19 protein-coding genes, 2 tRNA genes and 1 pseudogene are annotated in these 26,203 nt (G+C 61.7%); 10 read left to right on the top strand and 12 right to left on the bottom strand.

What is annotated here, in order from left to right:
- The first annotated feature begins 1 nt into the window (after window position 1).
- The 3 genes from ACELLULO517_RS16205 (at window position 2) to ACELLULO517_RS16195 (ending at window position 4,420) form a co-directional block, all read left to right on the top strand.
- The gene (locus ACELLULO517_RS16205; protein ID WP_227308450.1) at window positions 2-3,118 is read left to right on the top strand and encodes an efflux RND transporter permease subunit; all 3,117 of its coding nucleotides are present in this window, start codon (window positions 2-4) and stop codon (window positions 3,116-3,118) included.
- Window positions 3,119-3,333: 215 nt separating this feature from the next.
- Window positions 3,334-4,251, top strand: coding sequence for an IclR family transcriptional regulator (locus tag ACELLULO517_RS16200; RefSeq protein ID WP_227308449.1), 918 nt, complete (start codon window positions 3,334-3,336; stop codon window positions 4,249-4,251).
- Window positions 4,252-4,330: 79 nt separating this feature from the next.
- Window positions 4,331-4,420: transfer RNA gene (locus tag ACELLULO517_RS16195), tRNA-Ser, on the top strand.
- Between the two features lie 1,189 nt (window positions 4,421-5,609).
- On the opposite strand, the gene ACELLULO517_RS16190 is transcribed toward ACELLULO517_RS16195, so the two are convergent.
- The 3 genes from ACELLULO517_RS16190 to ACELLULO517_RS16180 all read right to left on the bottom strand — a co-directional run bounded on the left by ACELLULO517_RS16190 (window position 5,610) and on the right by ACELLULO517_RS16180 (window position 9,409).
- On the bottom strand, window positions 5,610-6,167 hold the full coding sequence (locus tag ACELLULO517_RS16190) for a hypothetical protein (protein ID WP_227308448.1): 558 nt from the start codon (window positions 6,165-6,167) through the stop codon (window positions 5,610-5,612).
- Window positions 6,168-6,382: 215 nt separating this feature from the next.
- Complete coding sequence (gene polA / locus ACELLULO517_RS16185; RefSeq protein ID WP_227308447.1) at window positions 6,383-9,181, bottom strand: DNA polymerase I; 2,799 nt, start codon at window positions 9,179-9,181, stop codon at window positions 6,383-6,385.
- 24 nt (window positions 9,182-9,205) lie between these two features.
- Window positions 9,206-9,409 carry a zinc-finger domain-containing protein gene (locus ACELLULO517_RS16180; protein ID WP_227308446.1) on the bottom strand — a complete coding sequence of 68 codons (204 nt, stop codon included), beginning with the start codon at window positions 9,407-9,409 and terminating at the stop codon, window positions 9,206-9,208.
- Window positions 9,410-9,455: 46 nt separating this feature from the next.
- On the opposite strand from ACELLULO517_RS16180, the gene ACELLULO517_RS16175 reads away from it, so the two are divergent.
- Together ACELLULO517_RS16175 and ACELLULO517_RS16170 are read left to right on the top strand one after the other, a co-directional pair.
- Window positions 9,456-10,460: an alpha/beta fold hydrolase gene (locus ACELLULO517_RS16175; protein ID WP_227308445.1), complete on the top strand. Its 1,005-nt coding sequence runs from the start codon at window positions 9,456-9,458 to the stop codon at window positions 10,458-10,460.
- A gap of 55 nt (window positions 10,461-10,515) precedes the next feature.
- A tRNA-Arg gene (locus ACELLULO517_RS16170) sits at window positions 10,516-10,592 on the top strand.
- 248 nt (window positions 10,593-10,840) lie between these two features.
- Here the strand turns inward: ACELLULO517_RS16170 and ACELLULO517_RS16165 are convergent.
- Window positions 10,841-11,154 (bottom strand): annotated as a pseudogene (locus ACELLULO517_RS16165) (IS3 family transposase); the annotation flags it as partial.
- 292 nt (window positions 11,155-11,446) lie between these two features.
- On the opposite strand from ACELLULO517_RS16165, the gene ACELLULO517_RS16160 reads away from it, so the two are divergent.
- Window positions 11,447-12,091, top strand: a complete 645-nt coding sequence (locus ACELLULO517_RS16160) for a hypothetical protein (protein ID WP_227308444.1) — start codon at window positions 11,447-11,449, stop codon at window positions 12,089-12,091.
- Between the two features lie 81 nt (window positions 12,092-12,172).
- On the opposite strand, the gene ACELLULO517_RS16155 is transcribed toward ACELLULO517_RS16160, so the two are convergent.
- Entirely contained in the window at window positions 12,173-13,018 is an 846-nt protein-coding gene (locus ACELLULO517_RS16155; RefSeq protein ID WP_227308443.1) for a DUF429 domain-containing protein, read from the bottom strand.
- On the opposite strand from ACELLULO517_RS16155, the gene ACELLULO517_RS16150 reads away from it, so the two are divergent.
- Complete coding sequence (locus tag ACELLULO517_RS16150) at window positions 13,005-14,564, top strand: ATP-binding cassette domain-containing protein (protein ID WP_227308442.1); 1,560 nt, start codon at window positions 13,005-13,007, stop codon at window positions 14,562-14,564. The two genes, ACELLULO517_RS16155 and ACELLULO517_RS16150, sit on opposite strands and share 14 nt — an antisense overlap.
- 36 nt (window positions 14,565-14,600) lie before the next feature.
- Here the strand turns inward: ACELLULO517_RS16150 and ACELLULO517_RS16145 are convergent, their stop codons facing one another.
- Entirely contained in the window at window positions 14,601-14,855 is a 255-nt protein-coding gene (locus ACELLULO517_RS16145) for a hypothetical protein (RefSeq protein ID WP_227308441.1), read from the bottom strand.
- Window positions 14,856-15,159: 304 nt separating this feature from the next.
- On the opposite strand from ACELLULO517_RS16145, the gene ACELLULO517_RS16140 reads away from it, so the two are divergent.
- A complete protein-coding gene (locus ACELLULO517_RS16140) occupies window positions 15,160-15,333 on the top strand; it encodes a hypothetical protein (protein ID WP_227308440.1) in 174 nt (57 codons plus the stop codon).
- A gap of 102 nt (window positions 15,334-15,435) precedes the next feature.
- Here the strand turns inward: ACELLULO517_RS16140 and ACELLULO517_RS16135 are convergent, their stop codons facing one another.
- Genes ACELLULO517_RS16135 through ACELLULO517_RS16125 form a run of 3 tightly spaced genes read right to left on the bottom strand, consistent with a single transcriptional unit; the run spans window position 15,436 to window position 19,032 of the window.
- Window positions 15,436-16,392, bottom strand: coding sequence for a substrate-binding domain-containing protein (locus ACELLULO517_RS16135; RefSeq protein ID WP_227308439.1), 957 nt, complete (start codon window positions 16,390-16,392; stop codon window positions 15,436-15,438).
- 41 nt (window positions 16,393-16,433) lie between these two features.
- Window positions 16,434-17,456, bottom strand: a complete 1,023-nt coding sequence (locus ACELLULO517_RS16130) for an ABC transporter permease (protein WP_227308438.1) — start codon at window positions 17,454-17,456, stop codon at window positions 16,434-16,436.
- On the bottom strand, window positions 17,443-19,032 hold the full coding sequence (locus ACELLULO517_RS16125) for a sugar ABC transporter ATP-binding protein (RefSeq protein WP_227308437.1): 1,590 nt from the start codon (window positions 19,030-19,032) through the stop codon (window positions 17,443-17,445). The genes ACELLULO517_RS16130 and ACELLULO517_RS16125 overlap by 14 nt, the downstream gene beginning before the upstream one ends.
- A gap of 638 nt (window positions 19,033-19,670) precedes the next feature.
- Between ACELLULO517_RS16125 and ACELLULO517_RS16120 the strand changes: the two genes are divergently transcribed.
- Window positions 19,671-20,135, top strand: coding sequence for a hypothetical protein (locus ACELLULO517_RS16120; RefSeq protein ID WP_227308436.1), 465 nt, complete (start codon window positions 19,671-19,673; stop codon window positions 20,133-20,135).
- A gap of 84 nt (window positions 20,136-20,219) precedes the next feature.
- Here the strand turns inward: ACELLULO517_RS16120 and ACELLULO517_RS16115 are convergent, their stop codons facing one another.
- From ACELLULO517_RS16115 to ACELLULO517_RS16105, 3 genes are all read right to left on the bottom strand, one after another.
- Complete coding sequence (locus ACELLULO517_RS16115) at window positions 20,220-21,545, bottom strand: MFS transporter (RefSeq protein WP_227308435.1); 1,326 nt, start codon at window positions 21,543-21,545, stop codon at window positions 20,220-20,222.
- Window positions 21,546-21,691: 146 nt separating this feature from the next.
- The gene (locus ACELLULO517_RS16110; protein WP_227308434.1) at window positions 21,692-22,906 is read right to left on the bottom strand and encodes a multidrug effflux MFS transporter; all 1,215 of its coding nucleotides are present in this window, start codon (window positions 22,904-22,906) and stop codon (window positions 21,692-21,694) included.
- A gap of 181 nt (window positions 22,907-23,087) precedes the next feature.
- Window positions 23,088-24,113 (bottom strand): GNAT family N-acetyltransferase, encoded by a 1,026-nt coding sequence (locus ACELLULO517_RS16105; protein ID WP_227308433.1) that lies wholly within the window; start codon window positions 24,111-24,113, stop codon window positions 23,088-23,090.
- A gap of 1,005 nt (window positions 24,114-25,118) precedes the next feature.
- Between ACELLULO517_RS16105 and ACELLULO517_RS16100 the strand changes: the two genes are divergently transcribed.
- A complete protein-coding gene (locus ACELLULO517_RS16100; protein WP_227308432.1) occupies window positions 25,119-26,171 on the top strand; it encodes an NAD(P)-dependent alcohol dehydrogenase in 1,053 nt (350 codons plus the stop codon).
- Window positions 26,172-26,203: the final 32 nt, after the last annotated feature.

Here is a 26,203-nt window from a genome sequence, read left to right as displayed (position 1 = left end):
GGTGTCGCTTTCCACCCCCTTCATCCGCCGGCCCGTCGGTACCATGCTGCTGGCGATCGGCCTGCTGATCGCGGGCGCGGTCGCCTATTGGTTCCTGCCGGTCGCGTCCCTGCCGAATGTCGATCTGCCGGCCGTCGTCGTCTTCGCCAGCCGTCCGGGTGCCAGCCCCGAGACGATGGCCAATTCCATCGCCGCCCCTTTGGAGCGGCATCTGGGCCAGATACCGGGCGTCAACGAACTGACCTCGGTCAGTTCCACGGGCTCCACCAATATCATCTGCATCTTCGACGTTAACCGGAACATCGACGCGGCGGCGGCCGACGTGCAAGGGGCGATCAACGCGTCCGAAGCCGATCTGCCGTCTGACCTGCCGAGCGCGCCCTATTACCGGAAGTTCAATCCGTCCGACGCGCCGGTGATGACGATTGCGCTGACATCGGACAAGCTGTCGATCGCCCAGATTTTTGACTCGGTCGATACCATCCTGGCCCAGCGTCTGGCGCAGGCCACGGGCGTCGCGGAAGTCACCGAAAGCGGTGCCGACAAGCCGGCCGTGCGCGTGCAGCTGAACCCCACGACCGTCGCGCTGGCCGGGCTTTCGCCGGAAACGATCAGCGAGACCATCGGCAACGCCAATGTGGTGCAGCCGACCGGCAATATCGAAACGCCGACGAAAAACTACACGCTCACCGTCAATAGCCAGATCAAGGACGCGACGGATTACGGCAATCTGGTCATGGCCAAAAGCACGGACGGCGTGCTGCATCTGCGCGACCTGGGCAATGTCATCAACAGCGTCGCGACCTTGCGGCTAGCCGCCTGGAACAGGCAGCAGCCCGCCATTCTGCTCGATATCACCAAGGAGCCGGGTGCCAATGTGATCGACACGGTGGACGGCGTGAAGGCGATGCTGCCCGGCATTCTGAAGCTGATGCCGAGCGGCATTCACACGACCATCCTGACCGACCGCACGACGACGATCCGCGCGAGCGTGAACGACGTACAGTTCACCCTGCTCGGCACCGTGATGCTGGTTCTGGCCGTCGTCATTATCTTCCTGCAGCGCACCGTGCTGACGATCGCGGCCGGCATCACCATTCCGCTGTCGATCGCCGGAACGCTTGCCGGCATGTGGTTCGAAGGCTTCACGATCGACAATTTCTCGCTTCTGGCCATCACCATCTCGGTCGGTTTCGTGGTCGATGATGCGATCGTCATGATCGAGAATATCCATTCCCATGTGGAACGCGGCATGTCGCCCATGCGCGCGGCCCTGCGCGGTGCGGGGCAGATCGGCTTCACCGTTTTGTCCATCACCCTGTCGCTGATCGCGGTCTTTTCGCCCATGTTCCTGATGCCCGGCATCATGGGCCGGCTGTTCCACGAATTCGCCATGACGCTGGTGATCGCCGTCAGCGTCTCGGCCGTGGTGTCGCTGACCGTGACGCCCATGATCTGCGCCTGGTTCATGCCGCGGCACCGCCCGGACGACGCCGCACCTGCGCGCCGATCCTGGGGCCGACGGGCGGGTGCGGCCTTCGACCGCACCTTCAACCGCATCGTCAACGGTTACGGCCGCAGCCTGAACTGGGTATTGCGCCACCGCATCCTGATGAATCTCGTCACGCTGGCGACCATCGGGTTTACCGTCTGGCTTTATATCATCGTGCCGAAGGGCTTTCTGCCGAATGAGGATACGGGGTTGCTGATGGGCCAGACCATCGCCGCGCCCTCCATCTCGTTCAAGGCGATGGAAAAGCTGCAGCGTCGCGTTGTCGCCGTCATTCAGAAAGACCCGGCGATCGCCGAAGTGGGGTCGCGCATCGGCGTCGCGAACGGCTTCTCGTCGCTCAATCGCGGGACGATGTTCATTTCGCTCAAGCCCATCGATGTGCGGCATGTGACCTCGGATCAGGTCATCGCCCGGCTGCGCACCAAGCTGAACCGCATTCCCGGTATTCAGGCCTTCCTTATCCCGCAGGAGGATTTGCGCACCGGCGGCCGGCAGAGCGCGAGCGACTACGATTTCGTGCTGTCGGGCAGCGACCTTGACGAGTTGCAAACCTGGGCCTTGAAGCTGGAAGACAAGCTCAAGACCATTCCGCAATTGACCGATATTTCAAGCGATCAGGATAAGGCGAGCCCGGAAGTGAACGTGGTCGTCGATCGCGCAAAGGCGTCGCGCCTGGGCGTGACGATGGAGCAGATCGACGACGCGCTGAACAACGGCTACGCGCAGCGGGAAATCTCGACCATCTACGAGCAGCGCAATCAGTATAAGGTCGTGCTGGAAGCCTTACCGGGATTGCAGATCGATCCGTCGCAGCTTGACCGCGTCTATGTGCCGGGCAGTTCCGGGACGCAGGTGCCGCTCTCGGCCTTTTCGCATCTTGAACGATCAACCGCACCGCTGACCGTGCGCCATCAGGGCCAGTTCCCGGAAGCGACCGTCAGCTTCAGCCTCAAAGCCGGCAATGCGATCAGCTCGGGCGAAGCGATCGTGGAACAGGCGGCAGCCGATATCTATATGCCGGCCGATATCCATACGAGCTTCGCCGGCAATGCGCAGCTGTTCCAGCAATCAGCGAATTCCGAACCCATGCTGCTGCTGGCGGCCATCCTTGCCATCTATATCGTGCTCGGCGTGCTGTATGAGAGCCTGACCCAGCCGATCACCATCCTGTCCACCTTGCCCTCCGCCGGCGTCGGCGCGCTGCTGGCGCTGCTTGCCACCAATACGCCTTTGACCATCATCGCGCTGATCGGCATTTTTCTGCTGATGGGCATCGTCAAAAAGAACGCCATCATGCTGGTGGATTTCGCGCTGGAGGCGGAACGCAAGCGCGGATTGTCCCCGATCGACGCGATCAGGGAAGCTGCGGTCGCACGCTTCCGCCCCATTATCATGACGACGCTGGCTGCCATCCTGGGCGCCGTGCCGCTCGCCTTTTCGTTCGGTATTGGATACGAATATCGACGACCGTTAGGGCTTGCCATCATCGGTGGCTTGATCATCTCACAGGCGCTGACGCTGTACACGACGCCCGTAATTTATGTTGCGTTGCAGCATAAATGGCAGTTCCGCTTTTGGCGGCGACGTCGTCCGGCGAATGCCTAGCGTCTGACCGCATGTTGCATTGCAGCAAAATTCCCTAGAGAATAACTAGGGTTTTTGAAATGCACGCCAGACGGGAAATCTGGTTTCTTGCCCTCACGCCACTCTCTGCCTATTTATTGCCATATATAATCTGGGCAGCCCGGCGACTTTGCCGAGCGCGACTAAGCGTCGGCATCCCGTCACCTTCGGGACAGCGCGGCGGAGAGGAGTAAGCCATGGACGGCGCCGTCAATCCATTCGCGGACGAGACCGCAGCCTCGCCGCGATCCCGCATGAGCGGGCTGTTGCGAGCGACCCAGGTGTTGGATCGGCTGGTGGTGGAGGGCAAGGCGACATCCGCCTACGATCTCGCCAAGGCGATCCGTGCCCCGGTTTCCACAATCTATGGCGTGGTCGATGCGCTGGTGACGGCGGGGCTGCTGGAACGGGACCCGGCCGGCGCCGTCTGGTTCGGCAGCCGCATGTATCACTACGGCCTCGCCTATGGCCGCAATGTCGATCTGCTCCGCGAGGCGCGGACCGAAATGCGCCGCCTGGCCGATGAGTTGGGCGAGACCGTGCAGATCTGCGTCCGGCACGAGGGTTTCGTCGTGATCCAAGACATGGCCGAGGCATCCCGCAACCTGCGCGTCTCGTCCCGCATCGGCGCCCGCGTGCCGATCAACTGGAGTGTCTCGGGCCGGTTCTTCCTCTCTCACCTGCCGCAGCACGAACAGCTGGAGATTTTCCGCCAGAACGCCGTCCCCTCCGCGACCGGTCGGGCGCCGCTGGATCCCGCGCAATTCGTGGCCCTCTGCGACGAAGCCCGGCGTCTTGGCTATGCCAGCCAGCTCAGCGGCACGGATGAGGGCATTGCCTGTATCGCGGCGCCGATCACCAATGCCTCGGGCCTTGCCGAGATGACGATCAGCATCATCATGCCCGAAATGCGGGTGCGCGAATCCTTCGACATCTATGCGGATGCGGTGCGGGAAGCGACCGCCCGTGTCGAATCCCGCGTCGGCTGGCGCCCCTTCGGGCCGATCAGCTTCGCGAAGGACCGGGCATTGCCGGCGGTCGATCCCATGAGCGATCACAGCTTGACCCAGCCGGCCGCTGAACCGGCCTATGCGCCTTACGACGTGATGGCCTGACAGGCGGTCAAGGCAGGGGAGATTTTCCCCCTGCCCGCTTGCGGAGGCCCGAAAACCTTCCTATAAGCCGCTTCCCTGCGGAGAGGTGCCAGAGTGGCCGATCGGGGCGGTCTCGAAAACCGTTGTGCGTGTGAGCGTACCGTGGGTTCGAATCCCACCCTCTCCGCCAGGGCTTCCCAGGGCTTGAATGACATCCTTGGCTTAAGGCGACGGTCCGGTCGCTGCCCTTTTGCGCGCCGGCCATACCTCATTGACACGCAGGGCTTGTTCACCTTGGCGCCCTGAACCTGCGGCCATGCGGCGCAAATAGCGTGTCTGTGCCGTGAAACCAGGGTTCTTTCGCCAATCTCTGCCGCCAGGGCGTCTCTCTCGTCAGCGCCCTCTCGGGTCCATCACTCTCGACCGGACGCCTGAGATAATGCAGGGCGAGACGGAGATGGGCGGCATTATCGCGCCCTCTGTCCCCGCGTTTTATGCGCGCCCCCAAACCTTGGACGATATGGAGACCCATACGATCGGGTGAGCCTTTAAATCTCTTCGATCTGGACCTGAACGCCTTTGCCCGCTGGGGGGAGGAGGCCGACGGGCTTTGATAAGGCAAGTCGCGTTCCCGGCAGGCGCGGTCTCAGCAAGCCCGTATCCTACGAATGGCGTAAGCTTATTTTTTCGCGTATCGTCGTTAACACAACGCCTGTTAATTATGATGCGTTGACAACGTATCTCTTGTCTTGCTGTCTCTGCACCCATTAACATTGATAAATCAACAATTGCAATGACAGCTCCGCTTCCGGTACGCTCAGCCATTCACCGCCTGCAGGGACGGCCCAACCGGAGGACGCGACGCGTTTTGCCGATGCGCGACGCCGCCTGAGTTCGTAAGATTTAGAGTTTGTCTGATTTTAACTGAAGCTTGTCCCTAATATTGTCATGCCCGGCCCCAGAGCCGGGCATCCATTCGTTGGGGCGCCCAAGGACTGGATGACCGGGTCAAGCCCGGCCATGACGGGGCAAGGGGTCGTTTCCACCTAAACCTGACGGACTCTAGCTGAAAACGCCCAAAAATCTGTCGTGCGCGGCCTGTCCGGCCGAGATTCATGCCGGGCATCTAACCGCCTGTACAGGCAAGCGGCCGTCTGGGCGCCGCGGCGGGTAGGTCCGCGCAACAAATGCGCGGATGACGCATTGTCTGTTAAAACCTGGCAGGCTCTAAAAATACAATCACTGTGGGGAAATCGATAATAATTACCCCACCAAATCTTTTAATATTTTCGATTTAATGTAATAAAAATGAGCTCTGCGCAATATTTTCTGCGCAAATATTGCGACGCTAATTACGATTGGCCTGGCGTCGTCGGAGATTAAGCCTGTTTGACGGGATTGGCGCAGACCCGGTTCCAAAGCACGTCGAAGGAACTGTCATTGCCTTCAAGCACGGTCGAGTAGCGCTGCCCAAAGACAGAGACGAAACGCTGCTGGCCCAGGTTGCTGCTCGGCACAGCGCCGCAGAAGGAGACGACCCGACCGTCGCTGACGCTCACGAAACTATTAGCAAATTGCTCGAAGTTCGGGCTGTTGAGAGCGGTCTGCACCGATTTCACGCCATCCGTCCAAACGGAGCGCTGCAGCGGGTCAGCGAGGGTGGCGGGCGCGGCAGCCGCCAGTTTGGCTGCTGGCGCCGTGATAGCATCACCAACATTGCTGACGCGGGCGGCATAGGCGGCGGAGAGCATGAGGGGCACGGCGACCACGGCGAGAGCAAGACCACGTCCGCCAATTTTGCGCTTGCGGCGCATACCCTGCGCCGCGGCTTCAACCTTCAGGACCGGGCTTTCCAGCCCGCATTCCAGGCAAAACTTCGCGTCGGCCCGAACAGAGGTCTCACACCATACGCAGTTTGAAATTTTAGCCGTCGCCATCTGGCTACCCGCATACCATCCATTACTTTTTATTTAGCGGTTGAATGGCGCAGCGCACAATCACAAAGCTGTCAAAAACTGGAAAAAATCTCATAAGCAAGACCCATTTGGGTCTAGGTGACATTAATCGTACAATTTGGTGTTATTCCGCATCCAGCATGTTTCATGCCCGATCGCGGCGGCTGGCCAGGGTTTTGCCCTGACCAGCCCGCGCCTCAGTGCGCCTCCGCCCAGCTGCGGCCGATCCCGGTTTCGACCACCAAGGGCACGCTCAATTCCGCGGCGTTTTGCATGACATCCCGGATAATGACGGCTGTCGCCTGGGACTCGGCTTCCGGCACTTCGAACATCAACTCGTCATGCACTTGCAGCAGCATGCGCGCCGCAAGCCCGGCCTCCTGCAACGCCGCGGGCAGCTTCACCATGGCGCGCTTGATGATATCGGCACCGCCGCCCTGCAGCGGCGCGTTGATCGCCTGACGCTCGGCATAGGCCCGGCGGGCGCCGTTCTTATCCGCGATGCCGGGGATCCAGCAGCGTCGGCCGAAGGGCGTCAGCACGAAGCCGTTGTCGCGCGCCTCCACCTTGGTCCGCTCCATATAATCGCGGATGCCGGGATAGCGCTCGAAATAGGCCTCGATATAGCGCTTGGCCTGACCCGGCTCGATCTGCAACTGGCGCGCCAGACCGAAGGCGCTGATGCCGTAGATGATGCCGAAATTGATGGCCTTGGCGCGGCGGCGCGTCAGCGGGTCCATCCCCGCCATCGGCACGCCGAAAACCTCGGACGCGGTGCGGGCGTGGATATCCTCCCCGTTGCGGAAACTCTCCCGCAGTACCGGCAGATCAGCGACATGGGCGAGCAGGCGCAATTCGATCTGCGAATAATCGGCGCTGACCAGAAGATGCCCGGGCTCGGATACGAAAGCGCGGCGGATGCGCCCGCCTTCCTCCGTTCGGATCGGGATATTCTGCAGATTGGGATCGGTCGATGACAGCCGCCCCGTGGTCGTCGCCGCCATGGCGAAGCGCGTATGCACGCGCTTCGTCTGCGGGTCGATCTCCTCGACCAGGGCATCGGTATAGGTGGATTTGAGTTTCGCCAGTTGGCGCCACTGCAGCAGGCGCTCGGGCAGTTCATGCCCCTGCTCGGCCAGGTCCTGCAATACGGAGGCATCCGTGCCCCAGGCCCCGGTCTTGCTGCGCTTGCCGCCGGGCAGCTTCATCTCATCGAACAGAATCTCGCCCAGCTGCTTCGGGCTGCCGAGATTGAACGTCCTGCCGGCGAGCTTATGGATTTCCACTTCCTGTGCGGCCATGCGCTCGGAAAAATCGGCCGAGAGTCGCCGCAGCTCGTTCGCATCGACCGAGACGCCGGCTTGCTCCATGGCCAGCAGGATCGGCACCAGTCGCCGCTCCATCAACTCGTACAGCGACAGCGATTTGGTCTCGCGCAGGCCCGGCCTCAGCGCATGCCACAGCCGCAGCGTCAGATCGGCGTCCTCCGCCGCATAGGCCGTGGCCTGTTCCAAAGGAACGGCGCCGAAGTTAAGACGCGCGCGGCCGGTGCCGGTCGCGCCCTCGAACCCGATCGGCGTATGGCCGAGATGGAGTTCCGACAGTTCGGCCACCGAATGGCCGTGCCGGCCGGCGTCCTGGGCATAGGAAATCAGCATCGTGTCGTCCAGCGGCGCGGTGCCGGCGGGAATACCGGCGCGCTCCAGCACCGCCAGATCGAATTTCGCGTTGTGGAAGATCTTCAACACGCCGGGATCGGCCAGCAGCGGCCGCAGAGCCGCGATGGTCTCATCCGCCGCGAGCCCAGGTCCGGCGAGCAGATCCTGCCCGAAGGGCAGATAGACCGCGCGACCGGGCGCGATGGCGAGCGCGATACCCACCAGGGCCGCGTGAATGGCATCGACACCGTCCGTCTCGACGCCCACAGCGATGATGCCCCCTTTGGTCGCTTCCGCCAGGAATGCCGTCAGAGCCTCGCGCGTGCTGATCGCCTGATAGGGACCGAAACCGGCTTTTTCCGGATTGGTCGCCGCACGGGATTCGGGCTGCGGCGCGGGTGCGCCGAAGGGCGCGCTGCGATCCGCGTTGTCAGCCGGTTTCGGACGCGCGGCGGGTTTGCTGCCGTCCATGCCGAGCCGGGTCGCGATGGAGCGGAACCCTTGTTCCATCAGGAAGGGTTGCAGCATCTCGGGCTGCCAATCACGGGCGGCAAGGTCTTCGACCGGCCGCGGCAGCGGGACGGTGGCGCAGAGTTCCACCAGTGTGCGGGACATCCGCGCGGCCTCGGCATGTTCCACCAGCGCGTCCCGCCGCTTGGAGGCTTTCATGCCGTCCTGTGCGGCCGCCAGAATGGCATCCAGCGAGCCGTATTCGGCCATCAGCAAAGCCGCCGTCTTGGGGCCGATGCCCGGCACGCCCGGCACGTTATCGACGGAATCGCCGATCAGCGCCTGCACGTCGATGACCTTGTCCGGCGTCACGCCAAACTTCTCCATCACCTCGGCCGCCCCGATGGGCTTCTGCTTCATCGGGTCCAGCATATCAACGCCGTCGCCGATGAGCTGCATCAGATCCTTGTCGGAGGAGACGATGGTGCAGCGCCCGCCCAACCGCCGCGTTTCGGCGGCGTAGGAGGCGATGAGGTCATCGGCCTCCCAATCATCAAGCTCGATCCCCGGCACGCCGAAGGCGGCCGTCGCCTGCCGCACGAGGGCGAATTGCGGGATGAGGTCGTCCGGCGCCGGCGGCCGATGCGCCTTGTAGTCCGGGTAGAGCCGGTTGCGGAAAGTCAGCCGCCCGGCATCGAAGATGACCGCGAAATGCGTGCCGACATGATCCTTCAGCAGCCGCGCCAGCATATTGGTGAAGCCGTAGACGGCATTGACCTGCGTGCCGTCCGGCCGGTTCATCGGCGGAATGGCGTGGTAGGCGCGGAAAATGAAACCCGATCCGTCGATCAGGATCAGGTGCAGCGGCGTGGCAGCGGTATCGCTCATGGTCTGACTATCCTGGGACGCGGCTCAATGTCCTTCAGGGACAGCGTCGCCGCTGAGGATGAAGAGGCGCGAGCAATAGGGGCAGACCGCCTCGGCCGGGCCACCGAGATACTGCGGCAGGCGCAAAAAGACCTTCGGATGGCCGAGCTGACCGCCCGAGCCCTCACAGCTCACCACATGGGCATTCACCTGCTCGACCTCGATCGGCTTCAACATCGTCTGGCTCATCTCTTTTCCCCTTTGGTGCAGGACGGGCCGATGATAGCCATGCCGGGTGCGTCGAACCATCCCCCCTGCCCTCGTCCTCAGCCTCGCGCTGGCTCTTGGTGGCTGCGCGCCGCCGCATGTGGTGGCCGAGGCGCCGCCACAGCCGCCGGTGGTGACGGACGGGGCCTTCACCATGGCGGACGGCGCGCGCCTGCCGTATCGGGAGTGGCTGCCGGCCGGCGCGCCCGCGATCGTTGTGCTGGCGCTACACGGCATCGATGACAGTCGCGACGCCTGGGAGGCGCCGGGACCCTTGCTGGCGGCCCAGGGCATCGCCGTCATCGCCCCGGATGAGCGTGGGTTCGGGGCCACGCCCGGCCGCGGCTATTGGCCCGGCACGCCACAGATGTTGAGCGACGCGCGCGCCATGACGCTGTCCGTGCGGCAGGATTACCCGGACGCGAAACTTTATCTGATGGGCGAAAGCATGGGCGGCGCCGTGCTGCTGGCGCTGGCTGCCAGCCCTGAAGCACCGGCCGTGGATGGCTATGTCTTCAGCTCCCCCGCTGTCTGGGGCCGCCAGCAGATGAACCTTTTATATCGGTCCACGCTTTGGCTGGCCGAGCATACCGTGCCGAATATGCGCCTGACCGGCGGCGGTACCGGCGTGGTGCCGACGGATAATGACGCGGCCTGGGAGCGGCTGTCCCGCGACCCGCTGACGGTGACGGATACCCGTGTCTCGACCGTCAAGGGCCTGGTCGACCTGATGGACCAGGCCCTGGCGGGGGCTGGGCATATCAACGCGCCCGCTTTGTTCCTGTATGGCGGGCATGATGAGCTGGTGCCGAAACCGGCGATGACGGCCGCCTGGCGCGCGGCGGCGCGGAGTGGGGACTTGTCGGTGACACTCGCCTTCTACCCGAAGGGCTATCACCTGCTGCAGCGCGACCATGAAGGACCGGCGGTGACGGCGGATATCGCCCATTGGCTGCAGGATCCCCAGGCGCCGCTGCCGTCCGGCGCGGACAAACGGGCGCGGGACTGGATTGCGGGTCAGCCGACGTCCTGACCCCTTTTCATGACCGCCCGATCCGGCTAAGGGATTGGCACACGCCTTAGGGCATGGACCCGTAGCTCAGCTGGATAGAGCGTTGCCCTCCGAAGGCAAAGGTCGCGCGTTCGAATCGCGCCGGGTCCGCCAGCGTTTTCAATGCGTTAAGCCCGAGGACGTTACCGAGCTAAAGAAGCTAGGTAGCAGATAGGTGGCGAGGCGAGCGTTGCCCTTTTAGCGCGGCGAAGCTCCATTGGCCTTGCTCTCTACCTCCCATCTTCTCCTAATCAAGCTGATGTCTTCCAATCGCGACGATTTAACAGCGTCAGCACAAGCACTGATCGATCGGGGCTTCCCGCTCAACGGTCAAGATGGATGACGGTCGCGGCGTCTGGCTAGGGATTGAACGCCACATAATCGCGTTTGAAGATTCGCACGAAAGCTTCGGCCATCCACTGGATTGCGGGCTTCCAATCGGCGTCCGCAAAGGAAGGAAGCCGATCTCGCGCGCAAACCGACGCGTGTCGGCCGCCATGTAGCAGGAGCCGTTGTCGGTCAGCCATTCAATAGTCCGCGGCAAGCGATTGAGACGACTGAAGCGCCGCTCGACATCCGTGACCATGAAGTCGCGGATGTCTTCGCCCATGATGCCCACCGTTGTCATAACATGGCTCGTGGCTTATCGGTCGCAGCAGTCGAGAGCAAAAGCGATCGCTAAATAAAAGCCGCTAAGAGAGTTTCCTCCCTGACCTCGAGCATTATACTAAATTGGAACGATTCCGATGAACGGAGTAAGCCTTGACAACCCATCGGAAAGTAAATGACTGGATGCGAATAGACGTCGTCTTAGCTATGTTGTGGGTATCAAATGCCACATTCGCAGGAGTTTATCGGAGTGTCAGGGATAGTATGAATTTCGCCCAACATTTTGCCCGGCATTACAATCTTTGGAATTGGCCGCTAGCTTCGTCTGGTAAGCCGGTCGTAATCAAAGGGGCCTTCTCATGACCCGAACGACGCTGCTGCGCCGACAAGTCCTCCTTGCTGGCCTGACGATGTCAGTGTTGCTACCGATTGGACAGACGAGTGCCCAACAACCCACCGCCGCTCCACAGAACGATAAGGCGCCATTCGGGCTGACCTGGGGTATGAGTGCTGACGACGTCACTTATCTCGAGAACGGCGGCGCATACGATTCGGGATACAACAACTGTAATGCTAAAGACATTCGCGATGATGGCATCAGCTGCGGGAATGTGAAGTTGCCGGATGCGCCCGATGATACCAATGAAATCGACTTATTTCTTGGATTTAGAGATAAGCTCTTCGGTGTCTATGCTGCGGGCATGACCGGAGAGACCGATAGTGTCATGACACGCTACAGGGAATTATCCTCGCTCCTGTCCGATCTGTACGGCCCTGGCCGTGAGACCGTCGCGGCAGGGAGATGGTTTGGGCGCGAACCCGCCGATACCACGCTCAGGGACACCTTGTTCAGCACAGATATTGTCCAGATCACGCTGTCCATGAAGGAAGGCGAACTTGAAAGCGGACGAGACGCCGCTTACTGGACACTCACGTATTGGCACCTTGCCGGTCTCGCTGAATATAAAGCAGACGAACTTAACCACAAGAAAAATGCACTTTGAGCCCTCAGTTACCTCCTCATATCGGATGAGCAAAGAAGCCGGTGAAAGCTGCTGCCTCTGACACGGCCTTTGCGAAGGCTGTCATGAGCGGGGCCAACCTGTACTTGGGCATATTAATCTGCCGTCGACGGGAACGCCGAAGCGTGCCGAAGCGATCGCCAGTTTCGCGTGCACATCCTCGCTCGCCGGCAGGACCATATAACCCGTTCGCAAATCACCAAGCAGCAGCGAGTCAGACCGCGGCATACGCCGCCAGCGAAAGGCAATGAGCGTGCAAAGCGCCGCATCCAACCTATCCTGATCAGCCTTGCGCGGCTGAGGAATAGCCGCCGCGTCACGGCACCAGGCGGCCAGATCGGCACAGCCCAGGGCTTCGGCCTGCGCCCCGGCAGCGCGAGCCACTCTGCCCCAATCTGCCAGCCGGAAGGTTTTGCGCCGATCCGGGTTGTAGCGTGGGCCAGAGAGCCGGCCGAAGAAGGATGCCTCGAAAGAGGCCAGTGATATGGCTGGGAAGGCCTCCATGATGAAGGTGCCTTGCGTCGCAATCCGGGCTTGCTCCGGGTCTTCCAAAGCGCCCAGTTCGGACAGGAACCGCCAGACAGGCGAATCCGCGCAGAACATGCCGACACGGCCAGTATTCGACGGCTGCACGCCGCCGCCAAGCCAGGAGATCAGCGAAGCCGCCGCGCGCTCCACCGGCCTCATACCCGTGGCATTGGGGACAATCGTCGGCTGATCGAGCGCCATCAAAGTGACGCCATCCTTGGAGCGCACTTGCTGAATGAAGGCCAAGGCTTGATCGAAGGAGGCTAGTTGAGGAGGGTAAAAGGCGATCGGACTAGTCCCGTCCATCGCAACAGCGCAGATGGCACCGGGCGCCTTCGCATTATCGGTCCAGGCAGAATCGAAGCCAATGAAAACGTCCATCGCCGCGCTCACTCTTCAAGAAAGAAATGCGGAACATGGCACCGATATCCAGGCCATGGGTATCCTTGAGGAAGCAAGGGCCAGCGGCGACGAAGGCATGCTGTTCGACCGGCTGATGGACCAGCGCCTGCGCCTTGCGAATGCGGAACAGGCCTCGGAACGGCTCAAGATCATCCTCGAATGCGTGACCGTCTTCACGCAGCACGGAATGAGCCTCGTGGTATTGGGCATCGGCGCGCTTGAGATCATCCATGCCCGCCTGACCTATGGCGATCTGGTCGCCTTTCAGATGCTTGCCGAACTGTTTGCCAACCCGCTCAACCGGCTGACCGGGGCGGGTGCTGCCTTGCAATCGGCGTCGAGCGCGGTCGTTCGTCTTCAAGACGTATTGAAAGCCGATATGCCCCAGAGCGCATCGCAGGAAAGCGGAGGCCGGTTGGCGGGAACGGTCGCGCTGGACAAAGTCACGCTGACCGACGCGCACGGCATTCCCTTGCTGCAGGGCTTGACCTTCGAGATCAGCCAGCCGGGTGAGATCGTCGCCATCAGCGGGCCGCCGGGCAGCGGCAAAAGCCTGCTTCTCAACCTGATCGCCGGCACCCTCGCGCCCGAGGACGGGCAAGTGACAATCGGCGGCGCGCCGATCGCGGCCCTGCTGGTCGCGTTGATCTGTCAGGCCTTGTTTCAGATGGGGCAGAAATTCGCCCTGTCGCGCTTGGAAGCCCGTTCCGGCCTTGATCTGCAAGCCGCATTGGTGGACCGCGCCATGCGTCTGCCCGCGGATGCCTTCCGCAAATCGACGCCCGTTATTCTGGCGACGCAGCTTGAAAGCATCGCCAAGTTTCGCAGCGACATGGTGCATTTCGCCATCTCGGGGGGCGTCGCGCTCGTCAACGGCCTGGTCGCGGCCGTGGTCATGGCGTTTTTCCAGTTACAGGCCGCCGCCGTTGCCATGGTTCTGGGACTTCTGCTGTCGGTCATCGCCGCCGTCTTCGGATGGCGCCAGTTCCGCGCGATTTACGAAGGCGAACGGATGGACATCATCGTCCTCGCCTTCGTCTATGATCTGGTGCAGCTGGTTCCGGTGGTCCGCGCCATGGCGGGCGAACGCGCCAGCTTCATTCAATGGGCGCAGAATTTCCTCGCCTTTCAGTCGCGTATCATGCGCTCCACAAGCCTTTCCAACGCCTATTCGACGGTCGCGAGCGTCTGGGAGCCGCTGATGCTGCTGACCTGTTTCGCCGCGATTGCCTTTGCCGGATCGAAAGAGGCTTTGGGCGTGGGCGCGGCGCTGGGGTTCATCTCGGCACTCGGCCGCTTCGCGGGGGCCACGCAGGGTGTGGCGGCGGCGGTCTTCGGCGTGACGAAATCCCTGCCGATGGCGAAACTGTCGAAATCCTTCCTCGATACGCATCTGATGCCGGTTGGTTTCGGCGAGCCTCTGGCGAAGGGGGCGGGCGCGGATCGGATCGTCCGCCTCTCCGAGGGCAAGATCGATGCCGTCGAAGAGCAAAACCCTGCCAACGGGACGGTGGCTTCTACCTGAGCGCTTTCAGGTGCGGCATCGGTCAGCCAGGGCCAACTACATCCGGCAACTGACCAGCATTGACCGCTGGAAGGGGTTCAGCACGGTCGTGGTCAGATCCTTCGAGGCGATGTCATAGCCGGTCGGGCAGACCTTGGCCGCTTTGGCGTCGCAATCGGCCAGCGTGTGCTGGATGCCGCTGCAGCTCACCTTATAGCCCGGACGGCCATCCGGCAGCGAAGCCCTTTGCGCGCTCGCGCATCCCGCCAGCGACGCGGCGGCCAATAGAAAGGCTGTTCGTTTCCAGGCCATTATCATCCCTCCACGCCATCGGCTGGGGTTGATGACAGCCGATCCGATCCGTTTGACCCTAGCCGGCTTGCCGCGAGACAGGGAACGGTTAGGCGCGTGGATCGGTCTCGATTGCTCGATTGTGATGGCGGACCGCAAATTCCATCGCTGAGAGCGGCACTCGGCGGTCCCCGACTGACTGATCCGGTGACGGACGTCGGACCGATTGTCGTGAGAGCCCGGGCCGCGTATTATCCGCGCCTTGCCTATCCCCTTGAACGAATTCCAACCACCCAACCAATGAAAATGGCAGAGGTCGATAGGCATGCTCAAAAGAGTGGGCGACGAGATCGTGATTACCGAACAGGAATCGACGGTCATGGCTTCGATCACCGCCATCCTGTCCGCGACCCGGGCGCGGGTTCGCATATTGGACGGCGAACAGACCGGTGAGGAGCATGAGATCGAATTGCCCCACGGCGTCTTGGAGCAGTCCTGATTTCCTGACCCGGCGCGCGCCCAGTCACGCCGGACATCAGACATAAAACCAAGCGGTTTCGGCTGCAGGCGCTGCCTGCAGCCCCTCGGGCGACCCTGACGATCAGTACGGGGAGTCGGGGTGATAATATTCCGCCGCGTTCGCCTGTGTGATCAACGGCGACCGCACGATGAAACTGCCGCGCATCGGCAGGCCCGTCTCGAACTTCAGAGCCGTCAACTCAATCGCAGTGCCGACCATGCCGGGGTCATAACCGACATCGATCGGCACCAGCTTGCTGCCATCCATCACCTGTTTGATGGCCTGCTTCATGCCCGCGCCGCCCACGACCCAGATCTGATTCTCACGATGCGCCTGTTTGATGGCGGCGATCGCGCCGATGGCCGTGTCGTCATCCTGCGCCCAGACGGCATCGATCTTGGGGAAACGCGACAGGAAGTCCTGCATCACCTTGAACCCGTCGTCTCGGTTCCAATTGGCGAATTGGCTGGCCAGAACCTTGATCTTGCTATTGGCGATGGCCTGATTGAAGGCATCCACCCGCTCCTTGTCGATCGGGATAGGCAGCCCGCGCAGCACCACGATATTGCCGCCGTCAGGGAAGCGCGACACGAAATACTCACCCGTCGTGCGGCCAAGGCCGGGATTGTCACCCGCGACATACAGATCCTCGACGCCGGGCTGCGACAGCTTGCGGTCCACCACCGTCACGAACTTGCCCGCCTTCTTGACCCGCATGATGGGAGAGGTCAGCGCATCCGGATCGCCGGGCAGAATGACCAAGGCGTCGATATTGCGGGTGGCGACCATATCCTCCAGATCCGACGCCTGCTTGCCGGGATCGCCGGCGGTCGCGAGCACGAATTTGAGGTTGGGGTAAGTCTTGCTGAGCGAGGCGATGGTCTGCTGCGCGAAGTAATCCACGCCGCCGGTCCAGCCATGATCGGCGGAAGGCACCGAGACACCGATGGTATAGGTCTTGTCCTGGGCGAAGGCGGACGGACTGAGTGCCATAGCCGTCACAGCGGCCGCCGCCATCAGCATATGTCGAAAACGCATCGTTTTATCCTCCCTGAAATGATGAGCCCTTTGGGCTTCGTCTAGCTGGTCGCTCTCCGGCTTCGTTGCAGCAAAACGGCCAGAATGATGATGACGCCCTGGAAGGCGCCATTGAGATAGGGGCTGACGACATTCGTAAGGTTCAGGATATTGTCGATCAGGCTGAGGATGACGACGCCGATGACCGTACCCCAGACGCGACCATAGCCACCCCGCAATGTCGTGCCGCCGATGATGACGGCGGCGATCGCTTCCAGTTCCCACAACACGCCGGTCGTGCTGGAGGCAGAGCCAAGACGCGGCACATAAAGCAGCGTCGCCACCGCAACCAGCACACCCTGCAGCACATAAGTCAGCAATCGCACACGATCGACATGAATGGCCGAGTAGCGGGCCACCTGCTCGTTGGAGCCGATCGCCGAACAATGACGGCCGAACGGCGTGCGGCGCATTGCAAGCTCACCCAGGATCGCGACGAGCGCGAACACGATCACCGGCACCGGGATCCCGGCGACCGTGCCGTAATAAGCCGGCCGATAGGCATCCATCACATCAAAATTGAGCGACAGCGTGCCGCCATTGGCCAGGAAGGTGACGAGGGAGCGGAAGATCCCCATCGTCCCGAGCGTCACGATGAAGGCCTCGATCCGTCCGCGCGTGATCAACAAGCCGTTGCCCACGCCGGCCAAGGCGCCGAGCACCAGGCCCACCGCCATGCCGATGGCGATCACACCGAAGCCGACACCGAATTGCGGCACCAGCGCGTTGATCACCATGATCATGACCCCGGCGAGAAAGGCCGCCATCGACCCGACCGACAGATCAAGCCCGCCGGAGGTGATCACGAAGGTTGCGCCCACAGCGATGATGCCCGTGAAGGACGACCGCGCCAGCACATTCGCGATATTCGCGGGGCTGAGGAAATTGCCGTTGAGCGAGGCCCCCAGAACGACCAGCAGGATCAAAGCCAGAAGCGGACCGAGAAGATGGAGATTGAGCCTGAGCTTGGGTCCCCTTCCGGGTGGATTGGCCGCTGCGGGCAAGGACGGATCAGCGCGCGGCATGCAGCCTATCCTCCGCCCGATGATCCTTGGTCATGCTGTCCAGTCCCATCGCATAGCGAACAATGCTTTCCTCCCCGATCGCCTCACCCTCCAGCTCCCCCGTGATCCGGCCCAGGCGCATCACCATCACCCGATGGCTGAGGCCGATGACCTCTGCCATTTCGGAGGAGATGACGATCACGCTTTTGCCTGCGGCCGCGAGCCGCTGCACGAACCCGTAGATCTGCTGCTTCGTGCCGATATCGATACCGCGCGTCGGTTCGTCGATGATGACGATCTCCGGCTCGATCAGCATGGTTTTGGCCAGCAGCAATTTTTGCTGGTTACCGCCCGAAAGATTGCCGACGGCGACCGTCCGGCTCGGCGCACGGATGTCGAATTCGCGGATTGCCTGGTCCAGCGCGCGATCTTCCGCCGCCTCATCGATCAGGATGCGCGAGAAACGATCGAGGGCGAGCAGCGTGAGGTTGGGTCGCATCCTGCTGCGCAATAGCAGACCGCGGCCTTTGCGATCCTCCGTTAGATAGGCAAGCCCGAGGCGCGCGGCATCCGCAGCACTGCGAATATGGACAGGTTTGCCCATGACGCTTACCGCGCCTTCGGAAGGGCGCAGGCCCATGAGCCCTTCCATGAGTTCGGTGCGCCCGGACCCCACCAGACCCGCAAAACCGAGGATTTCGCCGCGCCGCAGATGAAAGGAGGCATCCGTGACATAGCCGGGAACCGACAGCCCCGCGACCTCCAGCACCGTCTCCGCAACCATCGGTGGCAGTTTGGGTGGAAATAGCTCGGACAGATCACGGCCGACCATCTGGCGCGCCATGTCATGTTCGGTAAGGTCCGCGGCAGGCGCCGTGATGACATGGCGCCCGTCCCGCAGCACGGTAATTTTGTCCGAAATGGCGCTCACTTCGTCGAGCTTGTGCGAGGTATAAAGAATGGCGACACCCTGGGCCTTCAGCCGGGCGATCTGGCGGAACAGGACAAGAGATTCCTTGGGCGTCAGCACCGCCGTCGGCTCATCCAGGATCAGCACCCGCGCGTCCCGTGCCAGGGCCTTGGCGATTTCCACCATTTGCTTGTCCGGCACGGCAAGATCCTGCACCCGCGCCGTCGGATCGATCTTGGTTTCAAGGGCGGCGAGCAGCGCCTGCGCACGGGCACGCATGGTTTTGACATCGAGAAACAAGCCGCGCTTGATCTCTCGGCCGAGAAAGATATTGGCTTCGACCGTCAACTGCTCCGCCAGATTGAATTCCTGGTGGATGAGGACGATTCCGGCGTCCTCCGCGGCCTCACTGGATGAAAATTGCCGCGCCGCGCCGTCGAAGACGATTTCCCCCCCGGTCGGCGGCAGATAGCCCGACAGAATCTTCATGAGCGTCGACTTCCCGGCGCCGTTCTCGCCGATCAAGGCATGAACTTCACCGGCATGCAGCGCGATGGAAACATCAAACAGCACCTGCACGTCACCGAACTGCTTGGAGACCGCGACGCAAGCCAAGAGGGCGTCGGAATGCCTGGCCGCCGGGTCAGTCACGCCGGCAGCACCCAGCATTTGTTGCCAGATCGACACTGCCGATCACGCCAAAATCGGAGGCGCGCGCAGCCAAGTTCCAATCGCCGCCGCAGACCAGGCTCGGAGAACAGACGCCGCAACGGCTCATTCGCATCCCAATTGCCCAATTGCCGCCTGCGACAGTCCGATAACGGCCGTTTGGCAGCGTTTATGTGGTTCTCGTTTTCGTTACGGATACTATAAACCGGGTCCTATGAAATTCAAGATGCCGGCAACGGCCTGAACCGGCTTACCCAAGAATCTGTCAGGTTTTGATAAAAGCCTGGCCGGCTGGCTGCAGGGGCCGGGGCGTGGCCGGCTAGGCGCGGCCGGCTAGGCGCGGCCTTGCCCAGATCGCAGGGTCAACCTGCGCGCCCTGGATTGTCGTCCAGACGCCGTCTTTCTTTGAATACTCAACTTCGCCGCGATGATTGCCATACCGTCCAAGCCTGTCGGGAATGGAGCGTCCAGTGGAATATCAGCGCCCAGCGCTTCAACTGACCCACCGCAGGCCGGCCCCGCCCAGGCCGGCCGCGCCCAGTCCAGCCGCGCCCAGGCCTTGCCTTCGGCAAGCTCTACCGCGGACTAGACCCAAAGAACCTGTTCAGGCAATGAGGTTAAGAGTATCTGATGGAAAGGGTAATTTCGAGAAAACGATGAACGCACAGGTTCCAGGGATTTCCTTGGTTAGAGTTGTCGATATTAAAATTTCTGAACCAGAAAGATTATTACTACTGCAAGTCGAAGCAGCTTCCGGTCAGACCTTTTGGCTGACGCTGCCCACCGGCGAAGCCCCCCTGCTGGCGCGCGCCGCCGGCCTGGGCCTCGGTTTCGACCGGGATGAGCAGCTGCGCAATCACGCGCTGAAGGCCCTCAATGCGTCCTGGGTCGAGTTTTTGGCGATACCCGAAGAACCCGAAGCGCTCGCGATGTCCGTCACCTTCGGATCGGGCGCGACGCTGACCTTTCGCCTGCCCAAACCGATGCCGCAAACGATACTCGAAACGCTGCAGGTGGCGCTGATGAAGGAAGCCCCTCAGGCGCCACCGAGCAACCCGCCGCCCCATCCTGGCAATACAGCGCCACGCGAGGATGAGATCATCCACCACTACAAACAGTAGCACTGCGGCCATTATGCTTGCCAAGGACTAGCCTTGACGGCCCGCTTGGCGAAAGGCCCTGCGGGTAGCGGCCGGCCTGCCCGCTCACGCGTCAGACCTTACCCCCTGCCGCAAGGTAATTGGCTTCCCGACCATCACGCCATAAAGCAGTGCCGCGACCAGGGCGATGGCCGCACCGACATAAAGCGCGGGCGCGAAACCACCCGTGCGCTGCACGATCATCCCGGTGACGAGCGGCGCCAGCGCGCCACCGAAATAGCCGCCGAAATTCTGGATGGCGCCAAGGGAGGCCGTGCAATTGCTGGGCGCCGCGACCGCCGCCATCGCCCAGGCCGTACTGCTGCAAATATAGGACAGAAACAACACGCAGGAAATGAAGACGAGCGCCAGCGTATTACTGGGCGCGATAGCGGTAAGGCCGGTGAAGACTGCCATGCCGACCAGCCCGACCAGCATCGGATATTTGCGGCTGCCCATGGGCGAGACGCCGCGGCGCACCAGGAAATCCGTGATCCAGCCGCCGAGCAACCCGCCGACCACCCCCCAGAAGAAGGGGATCGAGGCAAGCAGACCGGTCTTGGACACGCTTATATGCCGGTCATGCTCCAGATAAAACGGCAGCCAGGCCGTGAAGATCCACAAGGCGTAGATCGTGCCGAAATAACCGGCCATCAGCCCCCAGGTGGTGCGATAGGAAAACAGCGACTTCCAATCCGCCCAGGTCGCACGCTGCACATGCCCGGTCTCATCCCCTTCCGTGAGATAGGCAAGCTCCGCCGGCGTCAGATCAACCTGCAAGGGGTCGCGATGCGTCATCCACCAGATCAGCGCAAAGATGATGCCGACGATGCCCATGATGATGAACATCCAGCGCCAGTTGAAGGTCAGCATCAGGAAGGTAAGCAAAGGCACTGCGACGAAGCTGCCGAGCGAGGACGCGCAGTTGAATATCCCGCTCGCCGTTCCGCGACTGCGGATATTGAACCAGTCCCGCACGACGCGCGCGCCGGAGGGGAATTGCGGCGCCTCCCCCACGCCCAGCAGAACGCGGGCGATGATGAATTCCTGGAAGGAGCCGACAACACCGCCCAGCAATTGCGCAAGCGACCACAGGAACATGCCGAGACCGAGCAACAGCCTTGGCCCCAGCCTGTCGATCAGACCGCCTACCGGCAACTGCGAAAAAGCATAGGCCCAGAGAAAGGCAGAGAGCAGCACGCCCATGCTGCCGACCGAGATATGCAGATCATGCTGGATGAAGATATTGGCGACGGCCAGCGTCGCGCGGTCCACGTAATTGATCACGCCGCTCAGCACCAGAAGGCTCAGCGCCCAGCGCTGAATGGATTTTATGCGCGGCGATGCGGTAGTGACCGCCAAGGGCCTGGCGGTTCCGGCAAAATTGGCCATCCTGGTTCTTCCCCTGTCGCTGCCCGCTTGCCCGGGCTTGACGAGGAGAATGGGCGCGAGCGCCGAAAAAATCCAGCGCCGGCGATCTGCGTGTCCTTAAAGCCCCCTATGCGTCGTCAATCTGAGCCAACTCAGGCACGGCCGGCTCAGGCGCCGGCAGCCTCCACCGTATGCGGCTTGCCCTGGCGCGGCACGACCAGACATGCGAGCCCCGCCGCAATGGCGAAGACGAGCATGACGGTCGCGATAGCCGCGAGGCCGAATTCGACAAAGAGCAGCGATGCGATTGCGCTGGATACCGCAGCGCAGATCATCTGGAAGGAGGCCAGAACGGCTGCGCCGACACCCGCGACCTCGGGGATCGGATCGAGCGTGCCGTGGCTGGCATTGGGCGCGATAATGCCGAAGCAGAAGGTCACCAGAAAGAACAGCGGCATGACGACCGTAAGCCGCACCGAGCCGGTCAATGAAAGCGCTGTCAAAATCGCCGTGACGAGAATGAGGCAGCCAATCCCCATCGGCAGCATGGGCAGATGATGCGCGCCGCGTGCGCTCAGCCAGCCATTGATCGTCGCACCAAAAACGATACCGAGCGCCGTGCAGGCGAAGAGCAGCGCATATTGCGCCGGGGTGACGTGATAGAGGCCGATAAGCACGAGGGAAGACCCCGAAATATAGGCGAAGGCGCTGCCGAACCCGAAGCCGTAGACGAGGAAATTCCCGACGCAAGCGCGGTTACCGAGCAGACGGCGGTATCCTGAGATCAGACTGCCGGATGAGCCGACGGTCTCAGGATCGCGGGATTCCCCATAACCGAAGAAACTCACCACCACGACGATGAAGGCGATGACGGCCAGGGCCGCGTAGATGCCGCGCCAATCGGTGAGAGCAAGAATGGCCGCCCCCAGGCTCGGCGCGATGACAGGCGCGAAATTGATGACGACCGTCACCATGGACAAGCGTGTGCGTGCGGCGTTGCCCGAGAAAAGGTCGCGGACGATCGCGAAGGCCATGGTGATTCCGGCCCCGGCCCCCGCGCCTTCCAGCAGCCGGGCGATCAGCAGCGTTTCGATCGAAGGGGCCAAGGCACAGAGCAGCGAGGCCAGTGCGAAGACCAGCAACCCGGTCATGAGCACCGGTTTGCGGCCATAGCGGTCGGAGAGCGGGCCATAGATCAGCGGCGTCGCCGCGAACCCCGCCATAAACAGGCTGATCGTCAATCCGCTCAAGCCTGCTGTCGTATGAAAGGCCGTCGCAATATGCCCAAGCGCCGGCAGACCGAGATCCGTCGCCAGGGGCGGCATGGCAGACATAGCGCCCAGCAGAATGACGAATAGCGGTGATTGCGGCGGAATGCGCATGCGGTCTGGCCTATTTTGCTGTCGGGATTTGGCCTTTCTATCGCCGATCAATCCTGGCCTGTCCAGCAGAGGCTCTATTCTTATGGGCTAATCGGCCGGCGCGCGTTTTACGCGAAGTTCTGGCTGCGGCTTATCGGCAGCACCCTTCCCTTTACTTTGCTTTGCGCGCGATCCGGGCGGTCTAACCGGCGCGAAGGCGCCCCAGGGTCGTCTTTTTCAGGAATTGCGCCGCCTGGAATAAGGGTGAGCTCGTGCTCACCAGATAGCGGGGTTTGAGCGTACCGCCGAATCCGGTGATGAGCAGGCGATTGCTGTTGGAATGCACCCCGTCCATGTCGAAGACCCGCCCTTCGGCCGCCGCAACCTGAAGCGCTGCCCAGATCAGCAGGCTGGTCGCGCCATTGCCGGAATTGGGAGCATAGGTCGACATCAGGTAATATTCGGCCTCATCGTCCCAAGCCGTGAAAATGGCCGCCTGTGGGGCGCCTGTCTGATCGACGGCCGCGATGATACGGCCGCGCTGACGGTCGATGCAGGCCTGCATCACGGTCCGGCAAAGATCGAGATCATAGTTGCTGGACTGGCCACGGCTTCGCAGATTTTCCCTGTAGAACTCAAAAAACACGGTCGCGTCTTCAATCGGCTCCACCGTCAGATTTTCTTCGGCGCGGCGAATGACGTTGCGGGTCTTGTCCCGCATCCGGCGCCAGATTACGTCGCGCTTATCGGGTGCAATCTCGGAGGTGAATCGCACGCCAAGATCGAAGCCGGCGGCCTCGAAAGGGAGGGTGTTTGTTACCTTCCGGTGCATCGCGAACCAGATATGGGACGCCTTCGGAAGTTGCTCGATCAATTCACTGCATAGCGAAAATTCGCGGAGCGCGCGGCTGACCTCCCCGCCCGGCAGGTCAGGGGTAATGGACGGGCCCAGGACATGCGTCATCGCGGGCATGACCAACGCTGTCTGCCCGCCGAACTTGCGTAGCGGCAGATAAGGCAGACGCGCGGTGATTATATTGTCGACGGTGACCGACGCTTCCCGATAGGCGCCGTCGCTTGCCGCCGCCAACCACCAAGGCTCATGGAAAATCGTCGCATTCGGCATAACCGGGTCGGACCGCTGAAGCACCCTCACCGTCTTCCCCTCACTGGCTGGCTTGCCGCCAAGGCGCAATGCTGGCGCTTCCGCCGTCAATGTCTGGGACATTCCGCAATTCCTGTCTCAGCAACTGCCTCAATTGGCCTTCATGCTGAGAGAAATATAAGCGGCGTCCTGCCTAAAGGCTACGCAACCAGAGTTAGTAACCCCCTATGAAAATGCATCCTCTCTTAGGATTAGACCCACCGCCAGGGCTAAGTGTTGAGTCAAGTTTACCCCCCGATTGGGGCGCCACTTAAGGATTTCTAACCAAGGGGCAAAAGAAAGGTTGCTGACCGACAAGGGGCGCTTGGTTTGTAACACAACATCCCCTTCATCTCATCCGGGAAATGACAGTCCCACTTCGAATTCCCTGATCGACGCTATCTCGTTTCCGATCGAAATCAATAAGCGATTGTTATTGGATCAGAAATGGGCCGGACGAGGATCGATCGGGTCAAGCGCGCTGGCCCTTCGCAAGGCGGCAGCCGCCCCTTCGGATCGCGGCTAAGCGAGCAGGACCAGACCTAGCCTAAACCGCATCGGGTCCCTGCCCTGGCGTCCAATCTGGACATTACGTCAGTCATATTGCCGGATATCCGATTTATTGTGTAATGAATCAGTAAAACGGACAGTATTCGAAATGATTCATGATGAAAAATCTGACCTCGTCTGAATGAGGCGCCTTATCGGTTCTCGAAACCCATTCTGCACCGGTCCTTGGACGATAGACGCGCGGTTCCCGAACGGTCCCGACAATGACGCGACGGCAGAGATTAAAACGCCGGGGCAGCATTCATGAATTCTGAGCATAGCTTCATGCAGATTATAATGGCTAATGCCTCGGGCCTTAGGCTGACAATCTAGCCGAGCGGATAAACCTTATGTCCGGCGCCAGCACCGTAAAGACTGGCCAGGCGAGCTTAACCCCCCTTGATAAACGGAGGAACCCTCCGTATAAGAACCGGGTCAATTCTCCGATCATGTCATGCCAGCCGGCAAGGCAAAGTCACCAGCCTGAACCGCAAGCACGCCAAGGGTGCCATCGCACCCACACCAGACTCGGGAAGATCTATGAAAACGTCAGCCTATGCAGCGCTTCGCTGCGATACTCCTCTTGAGCCCTTCAGCTTCGACCGCCGCGCCCCGCGCGCGAATGATATCGTGATGGAGGTGCTGTATAGCGGCATCTGCCATTCCGACCTGCATCAGGCCCGCAATGACTGGGGCTGGAGCCAATATCCGATCGTGCCGGGGCATGAGATCGTCGGCCGCGTCATCGAAATCGGCAGCGACGTGACGACCTATAAGGTCGGCGATCATGTCGCGGTCGGCTGCATGGTCGATAGCTGCATGAGCTGCGACCAGTGCCGCAAGGGCGAGGAACAGCTTTGCCGCGTCGGCAATACCCAGACCTATAACAGCCCGGACCGCATCACGGGTGACATCACGCGCGGCGGCTATTCCAAGCAACTGGTGGTGCGGGAAGAATTCGCCCTCCGCTTGCCGGAAGGCATGGACCTGTCCCGCGCGGCGCCGCTGCTTTGCGCTGGCATCACCACCTATTCGCCGCTCCGCACCTGGAATGTGGGTCCGGGCAGCAAGGTCGGTGTCATCGGCCTCGGCGGCCTCGGTCATATGGCGGTGAAGCTCGCCGTCGGTCTCGGCGCGGATGTGACGGTCATCAGCCGCAGCGCCGATAAGGAAGCCGATGCCCGCGCCTTGGGGGCCGACCACTTCCTGGTCTCCAGCGACGCTGGCGCCATGGCAGCGGCGGCCAACCGCTTCGAACTCATCATCGATACCGTGCCGGTGAAGCACGACATCACACCTTATACTTGGCTGCTTGATGTCGACGCCACGCTGGTCCTGGTCGGTCAGGTCGGTCCGCTGGACGAAGCCAGCACGGTCCCGCTTCTGATGGGCCGCCGCCGGGTTGCGGGCTCCCCCATCGGTGGCATCGCCGAGACGCAGGAGATGCTCGATTTCTGCGCCAAGAAGGGCATCCTGCCGGATTGCGAGATGATCCGCATGGATGAGATCAATGCGGCCTTCGAGCGGATGGAGCGGGCGGATGTGCGCTACCGCTTCGTCATCGACATGGCGTCCCTGCCCGCAGCCGCCTGAAGCCGGGCTGACACTGCTCTGATTATCTATCG

This window comes from Acidisoma cellulosilyticum (assembly GCF_020621385.1).
GTDB classification, from domain to species: Bacteria; Pseudomonadota; Alphaproteobacteria; order Acetobacterales; family Acetobacteraceae; genus Acidisoma; species Acidisoma cellulosilyticum.
The sequence above is the reverse complement of the archived record's forward strand: the minus strand, read 5'-3'. Positions and strand labels throughout refer to the sequence as shown.

Coding starts and splice junctions, on each gene's coding strand:
- ACELLULO517_RS16140 (WP_227308440.1), top strand. CDS start 15,160: ATGCTCAAAAGAGTGGGCGACGAGATCGTGATTACCGAACAGGAATCG.
- ACELLULO517_RS16115 (WP_227308435.1), bottom strand. CDS start 21,545: ATGGCCAATTTTGCCGGAACCGCCAGGCCCTTGGCGGTCACTACCGCA.
- polA (WP_227308447.1), bottom strand. CDS start 9,181: ATGAGCGATACCGCTGCCACGCCGCTGCACCTGATCCTGATCGACGGA.
- ACELLULO517_RS16110 (WP_227308434.1), bottom strand. CDS start 22,906: ATGCGCATTCCGCCGCAATCACCGCTATTCGTCATTCTGCTGGGCGCT.
- ACELLULO517_RS16130 (WP_227308438.1), bottom strand. CDS start 17,456: ATGCCGCGCGCTGATCCGTCCTTGCCCGCAGCGGCCAATCCACCCGGA.
- ACELLULO517_RS16145 (WP_227308441.1), bottom strand. CDS start 14,855: ATGGCCTGGAAACGAACAGCCTTTCTATTGGCCGCCGCGTCGCTGGCG.
- ACELLULO517_RS16155 (WP_227308443.1), bottom strand. CDS start 13,018: ATGGACGTTTTCATTGGCTTCGATTCTGCCTGGACCGATAATGCGAAG.
- ACELLULO517_RS16160 (WP_227308444.1), top strand. CDS start 11,447: ATGACCCGAACGACGCTGCTGCGCCGACAAGTCCTCCTTGCTGGCCTG.
- ACELLULO517_RS16180 (WP_227308446.1), bottom strand. CDS start 9,409: ATGAGCCAGACGATGTTGAAGCCGATCGAGGTCGAGCAGGTGAATGCC.
- ACELLULO517_RS16135 (WP_227308439.1), bottom strand. CDS start 16,392: ATGCGTTTTCGACATATGCTGATGGCGGCGGCCGCTGTGACGGCTATG.
- ACELLULO517_RS16105 (WP_227308433.1), bottom strand. CDS start 24,113: ATGTCCCAGACATTGACGGCGGAAGCGCCAGCATTGCGCCTTGGCGGC.
- ACELLULO517_RS16150 (WP_227308442.1), top strand. CDS start 13,005: ATGAAAACGTCCATCGCCGCGCTCACTCTTCAAGAAAGAAATGCGGAA.
- ACELLULO517_RS16120 (WP_227308436.1), top strand. CDS start 19,671: ATGAACGCACAGGTTCCAGGGATTTCCTTGGTTAGAGTTGTCGATATT.
- ACELLULO517_RS16200 (WP_227308449.1), top strand. CDS start 3,334: ATGGACGGCGCCGTCAATCCATTCGCGGACGAGACCGCAGCCTCGCCG.
- ACELLULO517_RS16190 (WP_227308448.1), bottom strand. CDS start 6,167: ATGGCGACGGCTAAAATTTCAAACTGCGTATGGTGTGAGACCTCTGTT.
- ACELLULO517_RS16100 (WP_227308432.1), top strand. CDS start 25,119: ATGAAAACGTCAGCCTATGCAGCGCTTCGCTGCGATACTCCTCTTGAG.